At 44.1% G+C, this 12544-nt stretch carries 10 protein-coding genes; 9 read left to right on the plus strand and 1 reads right to left on the minus strand.

The features are described 5' to 3' along the window. The first annotated feature begins 111 nt into the window (after positions 1-111). From Q0895_RS10435 to Q0895_RS10460, 6 genes are all read left to right on the plus strand, one after another. Positions 112-1110, plus strand: coding sequence for a LysR family transcriptional regulator (locus Q0895_RS10435; RefSeq protein WP_299188647.1), 999 nt, complete (start codon positions 112-114; stop codon positions 1108-1110). A 309-nt stretch (positions 1111-1419) separates the two neighbouring features. Beyond that, the gene (locus tag Q0895_RS10440; RefSeq protein WP_299188649.1) at positions 1420-2697 is read left to right on the plus strand and encodes an NRAMP family divalent metal transporter; all 1278 of its coding nucleotides are present in this window, start codon (positions 1420-1422) and stop codon (positions 2695-2697) included. 438 nt (positions 2698-3135) lie between these two features. Further along, positions 3136-4029, plus strand: coding sequence for a methylisocitrate lyase (gene prpB, locus Q0895_RS10445; RefSeq protein ID WP_299188651.1), 894 nt, complete (start codon positions 3136-3138; stop codon positions 4027-4029). A 106-nt stretch (positions 4030-4135) separates the two neighbouring features. Then, complete coding sequence (prpC, locus tag Q0895_RS10450) at positions 4136-5266, plus strand: 2-methylcitrate synthase (protein ID WP_299188653.1); 1131 nt, start codon at positions 4136-4138, stop codon at positions 5264-5266. A gap of 228 nt (positions 5267-5494) precedes the next feature. Continuing rightward, entirely contained in the window at positions 5495-8149 is a 2655-nt protein-coding gene (gene acnD, locus Q0895_RS10455) for a Fe/S-dependent 2-methylisocitrate dehydratase AcnD (RefSeq protein WP_299188797.1), read from the plus strand. Positions 8150-8353: 204 nt separating this feature from the next. Beyond that, a complete protein-coding gene (locus tag Q0895_RS10460; protein ID WP_299188656.1) occupies positions 8354-8599 on the plus strand; it encodes a type II toxin-antitoxin system Phd/YefM family antitoxin in 246 nt (81 codons plus the stop codon). Positions 8600-8602: 3 nt separating this feature from the next. On the opposite strand, the gene Q0895_RS10465 is transcribed toward Q0895_RS10460, so the two are convergent. After that, positions 8603-8755, minus strand: coding sequence for a hypothetical protein (locus Q0895_RS10465; RefSeq protein WP_299188658.1), 153 nt, complete (start codon positions 8753-8755; stop codon positions 8603-8605). Between the two features lie 78 nt (positions 8756-8833). Between Q0895_RS10465 and prpF the strand changes: the two genes are divergently transcribed. The 3 genes from prpF to Q0895_RS10480 all read left to right on the plus strand — a co-directional run bounded on the left by prpF (position 8834) and on the right by Q0895_RS10480 (position 12537). Then, on the plus strand, positions 8834-10084 hold the full coding sequence (prpF, locus tag Q0895_RS10470; RefSeq protein ID WP_299188660.1) for a 2-methylaconitate cis-trans isomerase PrpF: 1251 nt from the start codon (positions 8834-8836) through the stop codon (positions 10082-10084). Positions 10085-10188: 104 nt separating this feature from the next. Further along, the gene (locus tag Q0895_RS10475) at positions 10189-12042 is read left to right on the plus strand and encodes an ABC transporter ATP-binding protein (RefSeq protein WP_299188663.1); all 1854 of its coding nucleotides are present in this window, start codon (positions 10189-10191) and stop codon (positions 12040-12042) included. Positions 12043-12144: 102 nt separating this feature from the next. Further along, positions 12145-12537 carry a hypothetical protein gene (locus tag Q0895_RS10480; protein WP_299188665.1) on the plus strand — a complete coding sequence of 131 codons (393 nt, stop codon included), beginning with the start codon at positions 12145-12147 and terminating at the stop codon, positions 12535-12537. Positions 12538-12544 lie beyond the last annotated feature (7 nt).

Below are 12544 nucleotides of genomic sequence, written 5' to 3' on the forward strand. Positions count from 1 at the left end.
TAAAAATTGCGTTATCATAATTGCGCTATGATATTGATCATTTAATTGATTTGCGGATAACGCTCTTTATCCCATCAAAGAAGAAAAACTACTATGATAGGACTATAAACAATGGATTTAAAGCAAATCAACGCCTTTATCGCTATTGCCGAGCTCAAAAGCTTTAGTGCTGCTGCCAAAAAAACAGGCTTATCACAGCCTAGTCTTAGTCGCCAGCTAAAACAGCTAGAGGCTGATATGGACGTGATACTAGTTGATCGTTATCATCGGCCTCTACAGTTAACTGAAGCTGGTCAATTCTTTTATGATAAAGTCCGTGCAGTATTGACAGAGCTCAACACCATCACCAGCATGACTCAACGTTTGTCAGCGCCCAGTATGGCACTTAACATAGGTTTTGTACCATCGGTGCTTTATGGGCACTTGCCAGATATCATCGCATCCTTAAAACAGCAGAACCCTGATATTGAAGTTAATCTTAAAGATATCAGCTCATATCAACAAGTAGAAGCGTTAAAATCGGGTGAAATTGATATCGGCTTTGGGCGTTTTGCTCATCAAGATGCATGGATACAGCAAATTCTATTGCACCATGAACGCTATTTGGTGGCACTGCCCAAAGCTCATCCACTTGCTCAAACCACAGACCAGCGCTTGATTGATTTAGCAAACAACCGCCTAATTCTATATCATCAAACTCATTTACCCGTATCTACTACTGCAGCCACAACCTTGTCTAACAAAAGTAGTGAGACAGACAGCAAACCGTTATCGGTTAGCGAACCTGTCACCGAACCTTTGTTGCACCTGTTTGCAAGGTACGGCATCACCCCGCTCATGACGACCGAGGTGAGCGACTTACAAGTTGCGCTTGGACTCGTGGCGGCAGGTGAAGGTATTACCCTAGTACCTGCCAGCCTAAAAACGGTACGTACCGAACAAATCAGTTATCAGCGCTTGATTCATGAGAATATCACCTCTCCTGTGTACTTACATACACTAAAAGACTTTATTCACCCCAAAATCCCCAATCTCTTAGATGCAATCTATACCGTCTATGAACAACGTGGTATTACTTATCGACGCCAGAAGTTTGGGTCAAAGCTGTAACGTATAATAATAGTCTAAAATTATCTTATATTGGATGCGTATTGTGGTATAAAGAACCGCTAAAAAATAAACGATACCAATACTTGATATTGGCTATTTATTATGATAACCAACAGGAATAGCCATACAAGAAAATAGTAATGATAACTAGAATAATTGTTATCCTGAATAGTATTGATATGCTAAAGTCGATACGATATGAATCGTTTTACATTTTAACCCACCCTACATAGAACGATTTTTTAATGTTCATTGGCAAGCTGACACAGGTAAGTGATGATTTGCCGTTTTAACCATCTCGAGGTATTTATGACCACACGACCAATTGATAACCCTGACACGGTTAGCACCGCTCAACAAGAAGGCTTTAGCTGGCGTATCTTTGGGCCAGGGATTTTGATGGCGACTGCTGCTATTGGTGGCTCTCATCTGATTTCATCGACGCAGGCAGGTGCCATATACGGCTGGCAGCTGGCCATTATGATTATCCTTGCCAACGTCTTTAAATACCCGTTTTTCCGCTTTGGCACCGAATACGTCTATGATACAGGCGAAAGCTTGATTGCAGGATATGCCAAACGCTCAAAAGCTTACCTATGGGTATACTTCATTCTCTCTATCTTATCTGCGGTAATTAGTACTGGTGCCGTGTCCTTGATTGCAGCGGTCATATTGGGCTTTATGTTGCCCGCCTCCTTTGGTATCTCAACCATGGGTCTATCGCTCATCATCGTTGTGATCTGTTGGGTGTTTTTGATTGCAGGCCACTATAAGTTATTAGATGGCGTGACCAAATGGATCATGATTGCCTTGACTCTAGCGACTGTCGCTGCTGTAATCATCGCTGCTGGCAAACCAACTGTGATGACTGCCGACTTTATCCCCGCCTCTCCTTGGAACTTAGCAACGTTAGGGTTTATTGTGGCACTGATGGGCTGGATGCCTGCGCCATTAGAGTTTGCCGCCATTACCTCCATGTGGACCTCTGCCAAAAGAAAGACGGACAACACCACTTATCGCCAAGGCTTACTTGATTTTAATGTGGGCTTTTTAGTTTCTGCTATCTTGGCCTTATTTTTCTTGTCGCTTGGTGTGTTCGTACAGTATGGTTCAGGGCAAGAGATTGAGCTGGTTGGCGGTGCTTATATTAATCAGCTGATCAACATGTACACAGCCACTATTGGTGAATGGTCCAGACTGCTGGTCGCGTTCGTCGCCTTTATGTGTATGTTTGGGACGACCATTACCTGTGCAGATGGTTATGGCCGTGCCAATGCTGAGTGCTGGCGTTTGATAAAAGGCGAAGATGAAATCAATAAAAAGCAGATAGCTTTTTGGACAACTTATGCCATCGGCGGTGGTCTGGTGATTATTACTTTCTTCACTGGACAATTGGGCGCGATGCTTAAGTTTGCCATGATATCTGCCTTTGTCTCTGCCCCTATTTTTGGTTGGTTAAATTATACATTGGTCAAAAATCATAAAAAGCTATCATTTGGTATGAACGCTTATTCGATCGCAGGTTTGCTGTTTTTAAGTGGTTTTGCTTTATTGTTCTTAGCCAATCTCGCTGGATTATTTGGTTAAGTTCTTTGTCAAAGCTGTAACAGATACCGCAACATGCCAAGCCCTTATAGTTTCTAACTATAAGGGCTTTTTTATTATCAGACATATAAAATAACTACAACGCGAAGGGCTCTGTAACATGACTATGACAGTCGACTATAACTAGTATAAATGTAACTATATATTTCAAAACAAACCATTTAAAAATTGTTGTTTTTATTAATATGCATAACAGAATGAAAATAACTTCAATATATAGATAGTATTATTCAATAAATGAATACTATTAACTTGACTTAATTTATAATAAAGCATTGCTAATTTTGTGTTAGCAATGATCCCTTCCAAATTAAGACCAAATGCGTATACTCTAAGTTAATAAAAATTTGACCAGACGAAACATTGACTAAGGTTTTATCTGACGACAACAAGATTAACCCTCCACCTAAGGATTCTTAAATGACCTCATTATCAGCTGGTGCTCGCTTTCGCAGCGCCATGAAGCAACAGAACGATAATAATCAGCCGCTACAAATCGTCGGTACTATTAATGCCTACACGGCAATGATGGCAACGCAAGTGGGGCATCAAGCGATCTATCTATCTGGTGGCGGCGTCGCTAATGCCTCATTTGGTCTACCTGATCTTGGTATGACTAGCCTTGATAACGTGCTAGAAGATGCGCGCCGTATCACTGATGCCGTCGACACGCCTCTACTAGTTGATATCGATACAGGATGGGGCGGCGCATTTAACATTAGCCAAACCGTAAGAAAAATGGAAAAAGCAGGCGTGGCAGCCGTACATATCGAAGATCAAATCGCGCAAAAACGCTGTGGTCATCGTCCTAATAAAGAAATCGTTAGTATCTCAGAGATGGTCGATCGTCTAAAAGCGGCGCTTGATGCCAAAACAGACCCTGACTTTGTGGTCATGGCGCGTACTGATGCGCTATCAGTTGAAGGGCTTGATGCTGCGGTTGAGCGTGCGGTTGCTTTCCAAGAAGCCGGTGCTGATATGATCTTTGCAGAAGCTTTAACTGACATTGAGATGTATCGTAAATTTACCGATGTATTAGATATTCCAGTCCTAGCCAACATGACTGAGTTTGGTCAAACTGACTTGTACACCACTGAGCAGCTACATGGCGTAGGTGTGGATATGGTGCTATATCCATTATCAGCATTCCGTGCGATGAACAAAGCGGCATTAAACGTTTATCAACATATCTTAGATGACGGCACCCAAGAAAATGTCGTCGATACGATGCAGACGCGCATGGAGCTTTATGACTTCTTGAACTATCATGAGTTTGAGCAAACCCTAGACAAGCTGTTTGCTGACAATAAGTAAGAAAAAATAAGTAAGATACAAACTTGTTTTTTCAAGCACTTTTAACAGTGAACGCTATTTAACCCAATCACCTTAACAACAAGCTACCAACAAAAGGAATTTAATCATGGCAGCAGGCAAACAACTATCAGGCGCAGGACTACGTGGTCAGGTCGCTGGCAAGACCTCATTATCAACTGTCGGCAAATCAGGATCAGGTCTGACTTATCGTGGTTATGATGTCAAAGACTTGGCGGAGCAATGCATCTTTGAAGAAGTGGCTTATCTGCTGCTTTATGGCAACCTGCCAACTCAAAGTGAGCTTGATGCTTATCAAGCCAAACTCAAAAAGTTGCGCGGTCTACCACAAGCACTAAAAGATGTGCTTGAGCGTATCCCAAAGGACGCCCATCCAATGGATGTACTGCGTACTGGTTGCTCAATGCTGGGTAATCTTGAGATGGAAACCGACTTTGAGCAGCAAAATGATAAAACAGATCGTATGCTGGCGGTGTTCCCATCGATCATCAACTACTGGTACCGCTTTAGCCATGACAATGTGCGTATCGAGACTGAAACTGATGATGACACTATCGGTGGTCACTTTTTGCATCTTCTCAAAGGCGAGAAGCCAAATGAGTTACACGAGCGCGTGATGAACGTTTCACTTATCTTGTATGCAGAGCATGAGTTTAACGCCTCGACCTTTACTGCGCGCGTTTGTGCTTCTACCTTGTCAGATATCCATTCTTGTATCACGGGTGCGATTGGTTCATTGCGCGGACATTTGCATGGCGGTGCTAATGAGGCGGCGATGGATATGATTGAAGACTTTAGCTCACCAGATGAAGCCGAAAAAGAGATGATGGCTATGCTTGAGCGTAAAGACAAGATCATGGGCTTTGGTCACGCTATTTATAGCGAATCTGATCCACGTAACGTCATCATCAAAGAATGGGCGGAAAAACTGGCTGAGGACGTTGGTGATACGGTTTTATATCCAGTATCTGTGCGCTGTGAAGAAGTTATGTGGCGTGAGAAAAAGCTGTTTTGTAATGCTGACTTTTTCCATGCCTCAACCTATAACTTTATGGGTATCCCAACCAAGCTATTTACCCCAATCTTTGTCTGCTCGCGCCTGACTGGCTGGGCAGCTCACGTCTTTGAGCAACGCGCTAATAACCGTATTATTCGCCCAAGTGCGGAATACATCGGTGAAGAGCCAAGAGACGTACCTCCTATCGCTGAGCGTGGTTAATTAATCATCGTTATTTAATTGGTTGTTTCATTATAGGGTGCGTATGGCGCACCCTATAACTCTCTAAAATTGCTATAACATTTACTTAGCAAAACCCTATTCACCATAATAGTTTTTGCTAAGTAAATTATCTTTTTATACCTTCTCTTAACCCATTTCACTTATAAAGGAAAGCACGCCATGAGCAATGATAGCAAGCAGCCTTTAACGCAAGTTAATCCGCAAACCATGAATGAGCAGTACAAAAAGCCATTACCAGCTTTGGATGGAAGCAGTACGGACCTGCACTATTTTGACGTCGAGCAAGCAGTTAATGAGATTGAGCCAGGCGCTTATGCCAAGCTGCCGTTTAGCTCAAAGGTATTATGCGAGAACCTCGTGCGCCGCTGTCCGCCAGAGGATTTGACCGAAGCACTGTCACAGCATATCTACCGTAAGCAAGAGGTTGATTTTCCTTGGTATCCTGCCCGCGTGGTTTGCCACGACATCTTAGGGCAGACTGCGTTTGTTGATCTTGCAGGACTGCGTGATGCTATCGCAAGCGAGGGCGGTGATCCTGCCAAAGTGAACCCCATCGTACCGACACAATTGATCGTCGATCACTCTTTAGCGGTTGAGCATGCAGGCTTTGAAGAAGACGCATTTGAGAAGAACCGCGCGATCGAAGAGCGCCGTAACGAAGACCGTTTTCACTTTATCAACTGGTGCCAATACGCCTTTGATAACGTCAACGTCGTACCGCCTGGTAACGGCATCATGCACCAAATTAACCTTGAAAAAATGTCGCCAGTGGTACAAGTGGTGGCTGACCAAGACGGCGATGCCATCACATTCCCTGATACCTTGGTCGGTACCGATAGTCACACCCCGATGGTCGATGCGCTTGGCGTTATCTCTATCGGTGTCGGCGGGCTAGAAGCTGAAAGCGTGATGTTGGGCAACCCTTCATACATGCGCTTGCCAAACATCGTTGGCGTTGAGCTAACAGGCAAGCTGCAAGAAGGCATTACTGGTACAGACTTAGTGCTAGCAATGACTGAGTTCTTACGCGAGGAAGGTGTGGTCTCAGCCTACTTAGAGTTTTACGGCGAAGGTGCGCGCAATCTGACTGTTGGCGACCGTGCTTCTATCTCCAATATGACGCCAGAGTATGGCGCAACTGCTGCGATGTTCTCTATCGATGAGCAAACCATTGATTATCTGCGTCTCACCGGACGCTCAGAGCAGCAAATCAAAATCGTTGAAGCTTATGCCAAACAAGTTGGTCTGTGGGCGGATGGCCTAAAAGATGCTGAATATGAGCGCGTGCTGCATTTTGATTTATCAAAAGTTGTGCGTAATATCGCAGGACCGTCACGTCCCCATGCGCGCGTATCAACGACAGACCTTGTCAAGGAAGGCATCGCCCACGGTGAAAATGAAAAACTACCAGAACCAGAAGATGGGCTAATGCCAGATGGCGCAGTAATCATTGCCGCTATTACTAGCTGTACTAATACCTCAAACCCACGCAACATGGTGGCCGCCGGTATCGTCGCGCGTAACGCAGTAGAAAAAGGCCTTATTCGTAAGCCTTGGGTCAAGTCGTCACTCGCGCCAGGCTCAAAAGCCGTTAAGCTGTATTTAGAAGAAGCCAACTTATTGCCCGAGCTACAAAAACTGGGTTTTGATGTCGTCGCCTTTGCTTGTACCACTTGTAATGGTATGAGCGGTGCGCTCGACCCAGAGATCGAGCAAGAGATCATCGAGCGCGATTTGTTTAGTACCGCCGTGTTATCAGGTAACCGTAACTTTGATGGTCGTATCCATCCGTATGCCAAGCAAGCGTTCCTCGCCTCGCCGCCTTTGGTTGTGGCGTATGCTATCGCTGGTAATATCCGTTTTGATATCGAAAAAGACTCACTCGGCAAAGACCAAGATGGCAACGATGTTTATCTAAAAGACATCTGGTTTGAGGATAGCGAAGTCGATGCTATCGTGGCTAAAGCTGTCAAACCTGAGCAGTATAATGCCGTCTATATCCCAATGTTTGATGAAGCCAAAGCCCAGGCAGGTCGTAATGAAGCATCGGTCATCGACCCTCAGTACGACTGGCGTGAGATGAGCACTTATATCCGCCGTCCGCCTTATTGGGAAGGTAAGATGGCGGCGATGAACCGTCTTAAAGGCTTACGTCCACTAGCGGTACTTGGTGACAACATCACCACCGACCATATGTCACCATCGAACGCGATTATGGGTGATTCAGCAGCTGGCGAGTATCTCGATACTATGGGATTGCCAGCGGAAGACTATAACTCATACGCCACGCATCGCGGCGATCACTTAACCGCGCAGCGTGCCACCTTTGCTAATCCAAAATTGCTCAATGAGATGGTACGTGACGAAGACGGCAACGTCATTCAAGGCTCGCTGGCTCGTGTGGAACCTGAAGGCGAAGTGATGCGTATGTGGGAAGCGATCGAGACATATATGAATCGTGAACAGCCGCTCATCATCATCGCAGGTGACGGCTATGGCCAAGGCTCTAGCCGTGACTGGGCTGCCAAGGGCGTGCGTCTCGCTGGTGTGGAAGTCGTCGTGGCTGAAGATTTTGAGCGTATTCATCGTCAAAACCTCGTCGGTATGGGCGCTCTTCCTGTACAGTTCAAACAAGGCACCAACCGTGAGACGCTAAACATCGATGGCAGCGAAGTGTTTGATCTCGAAGGTGAAGTATCGGCGGGCGGCGAGATGACACTGGTGATTCATCGCAAAGACGGCACAGTCGATAAAGCGCCCGTTATCTGCCGTTTAGATACCGCTGATGAAGTGAAAATGTATAACTCTGGCGGTATGCTGCAGCGCTTTGCCAAAGAGTTCTTAGCGGGTGAAGTGGCTTAAACGTTTAAGGTTTAGCTTATAAGTTATAAATAACCGATGTTGTATAGAGTGTCTATATGGCATCGGCTTTTTTGTAATAGGTAGCAGTGAAAGGTTTGCAGAATTCGTAGCTGGGCTAAAGCCACAGCCTACAATAACGCGTACTGAGCTAAAATAGTAATGACTATATGACTCAGAAAATTCTTCTATATTAAGAGAGATTTAATGAAAGTTATCTGTTTTACAGAAGCTAATAAAGACTTCAAAGCCGTTTTAGATACGGTGAATAATGGTACCGATGCAGTAGTCATAAATCGTCAAAACGATAATGATGCGGTTGTTATGTCGAGTGCTCATTACAATGGTTTGATGGAGACGCTGTATTTATTAAAGTCATCTGCTAATGCTGCCCATTTGGCTAAGTCTGTTGAGCAATATGAAAGTAGCAAGTTAAATTCTAAGACTAAATAATATTTACCCAGATTTGTAAGGCTCGACCCGACCAGCCTCAACTTCATCTTTAGCGATGAGTAATTGACGCACAAACTCATAAGACAAGTCAGGGTTATCTTGCATAATACGTTTAATTTTAGCTGAGCTTTCTTTGTGCTTTTTATTTGTTGTCATAATCTTCTCTATTTTCACCTTTATTTATATTACCAATAATACAGAATCAAATCATAATTATATTAAGGACTCCTAGTAATGACACAAGCCACCCAATCAAAACCAAAATTCGCCCCACAAATCTCTGTCCCTGCCACCTATATGCGCGGCGGCACGTCAAAAGGCACGTTTTTTAAATTATCCGACTTACCTGAGCGTTGCCAAGTTGCAGGCTCGCCGCGAGATAACTTCTTACTACGTGTTATCGGCAGCCCAGATCCTTATGGCAAGCAAATCGACGGTTTAGGTAATGGCAGCTCTAGCACGTCAAAAACGGTGATTTTGTCTGAAGCAAAACAAGCTGATCATGACGTTAATTACCTATTTGGACAAGTTAATATCGCAAAGACCATGATTGATTGGGCAGGTAACTGCGGTAACTTAACTGCCGCCGTGGGTGCTTGTGCGATTAACATGGGCTTAGTTGCTGCAGATAAAATCTCTAGTAGCATCGATAAGGACGCGGACAGCGGTGTTTGTGAAGTGCGTATCTGGCAAGAAAATATCGGCAAAACCATCATTGCTCATGTGCCTGTATACAAAGACGCAGATAGCAAGGTGCAAGTACAAGAAACCGGTGATTTTGAATTGGACGGCGTCACCTTCCCCGCCGCTGAGGTCAAAATTGAATTTATCGATCCTGTTGATTCTTCTAGTGATATGTTTCCGACTAATAACCTCGTCGATGACTTTGATGTCTCTGGTTGTGGCCTCGATAAAGACAGCGTCAAAGCGACCTTTATTAGCGCAGGTATCCCCACTATCTTTATGAAAGCGGAAGACTTAGGCTTTAGCGGTACAGAATTACAAGGCGATATTAATAGTAATGACGAACTATTAGCCAAGTTAGAAAAAATACGTGCGCGTGGCGGCGTGGCGATGGGATTGTTTAAAGATGAGAGTGAGGCACAAGCGAGCCAACATATCCCCAAAATTGCGTGGGTAGCACCAGCACAAAGCTATACCTCGTCAAGTGGTAAAGAAGTTAATGCAAATGATATCGATTTAGTGGTACGAGCCATGAGTATGGGGCAGCTGCATCATGCGATGATGGGTACCGCAGCGGTCGCCATTGCGGCAGCGGCCACCACGCAAGGGACATTGGTCAATGAGGCGGCTGGCGGTGGCGAGCTGTCCGAGGTGCGTTTTGGTCATCCATCAGGGACGCTACTGGTCGGCGGTAAAACCGAACAAGTCGACGGCCGCTGGCAAGCCAAAAAAGTGTCGATGAGTCGCTCAGCCCGCCGTATTATGGTTGGAGAAGTTTTTGTACCAGCAGATGCGTTTTAAAAATAATAGTAGGCGTAGATACCATCTTAAGAGAGCTAGATAAAATCTAGTGGAGCAAGCTTGCTGATGTAGATTTTTGAGTGCGATTACTTTACCCTACCAAAATGACAAACACTCCTAATCTCAGCAAACCACCATTCGATAAAAAGCCGCCAGTCAAAAAGACTGAGCGGCGCGCTTTATTGTGGAATATCCTCAAAAAACTGGCGGTGTTTGCCGCGCCTTATAAGCTTTTAATCATTGCCACCTTGATTTTAACGGTGCTTGGATCCTTTACCGCGCAGGTCAATGCTTTTGTGTTGCGTTATGCTGTCGATACTTTGACTAAGATTGCCACACTTGCCGAGCCTTGGAAAGCGGGCGTACGTATGCTTGGCATTATCAGTGCGGTACTACTGACTAAAGAGATACTGTCGATATTTATCTCATTTGGGCAGCGCTTTTATGGTGAAAAGATTCGCATCAATCTCTCGCGGGATTTATCACAAAAGATTATCGAGCGCATTTTGACTTATCGCATGGCGTTTTATACCAGTAGCGAGAATGACAGTGGTAAATTACAAACCCGTATTGACTATGGCGTGAGTAGTCTCACCAGTCTTGTACAAAACTTTTTTATCGATATGCTGCCACTGTTTGCCAGCGCCATCGTCTCGCTCATTATTATGTTCTCGACCAACTTTTGGATTGGTCTGGTTGGGCTGTTTATTATTCCGATTTACTTTTTTATTAGTCAAAAACAAGCCAGACGTCTGCAAGGGTTTCGCCGGCAGATGCGTAGCTTTCGAGAGGCCAAAAGCGGACTGGTTATTTCGCTTATCAACTCAATTAGTGTGGTCAAATCCTTTGTCCGCGAGCCTATTGAAGCCCAAAAGCATCTAAAGATTCAAAAAGAGATGACCGATAATCAGCTGCGTATTCGCAGTATTGGCTTTATCTATGACGCGGTGAAAACCTTTATTGAACAAATCGGCGTCGTGGTCATCATCTTGCTGACCTCTTACTTTGTCTTGCAGGGTCAAATGACCATTGGCATGATTTTATTTCACGTTATGCTATTTCAAAACGTCGCCGCCCCTATTCGCCAGCTGCATCGCATCTATGATCAGATCAATAACGCTTTAACTTACGCTGAGGGCTTTTTTGATATCTTAGAAGATGATAAACAAGTTGAAAATGTCACGGGCGTGAGCACCAAAGACTTAAAAGGTCATATAAAGCTTAACAACGTTGACTTTACTTACCCCAATGGCACACAAGCGCTAAAAGATGTCAGCTTTGAGATTCGCCCTAACCGTATCACCGCGCTTGTTGGGCTTAGCGGCGCGGGCAAGAGCACCATTATCAATCTATTGGTCAAATTTTATGAGCCAGATGCTGGCATGATTTGCTTAGATGGTCATAATCTAAAAGACTGTGATACTCATGACTTACGTCAGAATATCGGTCTGGTATTACAAAGTAATCATATCTTCTCAGGCACTATTAGTGAAAACATCCGTTATGGCAATATGAGTGCGACTATGGATGACATTATAGTTGCAGCCAAAAAGGCTTCTATTCACGAACAAGTGATGCAATTAGCAGACGGTTACGAGAGTACGGCCAAATCGCTATCAGGTGGTCAGCAGCAGCGTATTGCGCTGGCTCGTATGTTCTTAAAAGATCCACCGATTGTATTTTTGGATGAGCCAACCGCCAGCCTCGATGCCATTGCCAGTCAACAGGTCAAAAAAAGCTTAGATCTGATCAAGCAAGATCGTACGGTGATTATGGTGTCGCATAATATCGCGCAGATCATCGATGCAGATGATTTGGTAGTAATAGAAAATGGTCAAGTGGTTGAGACTGGGACGCATGAAGCGCTGTATGATAAAGGCGGTAAGTATTACGAGATATTTAGTGCCATGTCAGATAGCTTAAACTTGGACAAAATTAGTCAAACGCTGCACGGTTAAGCCTATATAATGTTAGATTGTTTTCGAGTATGTTGATGATTGTTATATCTAAAATAATAGCTCACCTACTATTTTTACCACTATTTTTTAATTGAGAAAAAAATGCTAACGAACTCAGTAAGTGCAATAAAGCTTCAACAAAAAACCGTGATGATGTGTGTCGCTGTGCCACAAATCATGGCCTCTAGAATGTGGATGCTTGCTACCTCTCCTATGAACCCCAAACTGCAACAAACAGAAATATTTTCTATGGTTGAAGAAAAGCAAAAAGCCTTTGTAGATTCTATGAGTGATATAAATTTGCAAATTCTGTCCTCACAATCGATCTTGTTCAATAAGTGGCTAAGCAATTGTCAAAGCTTTATGTTGGGACATCACAATGCTTTTAATAACTTCGATAATGACATCGATGAAGAAACAATTAAAATCTTAGATAAGGGCATTAGTCCTTATGCAAAGACCGTACAAGTAAATCAAAAACGTCTGAAACGTTAAGAACCAT

Source organism: uncultured Psychrobacter sp., assembly GCF_947495825.1.
Classification (GTDB): domain Bacteria; phylum Pseudomonadota; class Gammaproteobacteria; order Pseudomonadales; family Moraxellaceae; genus Psychrobacter.

What these genes read in the sequence shown, in the direction of transcription:
- prpC (WP_299188653.1), top strand. Translation starts at nt 4,136, where the DNA reads ATGGCAGCAGGCAAACAACTATCAGGCGCAGGACTACGTGGTCAGGTC.
- Q0895_RS10465 (WP_299188658.1), bottom strand. Translation starts at nt 8,755, where the DNA reads ATGACAACAAATAAAAAGCACAAAGAAAGCTCAGCTAAAATTAAACGT.
- Q0895_RS10460 (WP_299188656.1), top strand. Translation starts at nt 8,354, where the DNA reads ATGAAAGTTATCTGTTTTACAGAAGCTAATAAAGACTTCAAAGCCGTT.
- Q0895_RS10475 (WP_299188663.1), top strand. Translation starts at nt 10,189, where the DNA reads ATGACAAACACTCCTAATCTCAGCAAACCACCATTCGATAAAAAGCCG.
- Q0895_RS10440 (WP_299188649.1), top strand. Translation starts at nt 1,420, where the DNA reads ATGACCACACGACCAATTGATAACCCTGACACGGTTAGCACCGCTCAA.
- Q0895_RS10435 (WP_299188647.1), top strand. Translation starts at nt 112, where the DNA reads ATGGATTTAAAGCAAATCAACGCCTTTATCGCTATTGCCGAGCTCAAA.
- acnD (WP_299188797.1), top strand. Translation starts at nt 5,495, where the DNA reads ATGAATGAGCAGTACAAAAAGCCATTACCAGCTTTGGATGGAAGCAGT.
- prpF (WP_299188660.1), top strand. Translation starts at nt 8,834, where the DNA reads ATGACACAAGCCACCCAATCAAAACCAAAATTCGCCCCACAAATCTCT.
- prpB (WP_299188651.1), top strand. Translation starts at nt 3,136, where the DNA reads ATGACCTCATTATCAGCTGGTGCTCGCTTTCGCAGCGCCATGAAGCAA.
- Q0895_RS10480 (WP_299188665.1), top strand. Translation starts at nt 12,145, where the DNA reads ATGCTAACGAACTCAGTAAGTGCAATAAAGCTTCAACAAAAAACCGTG.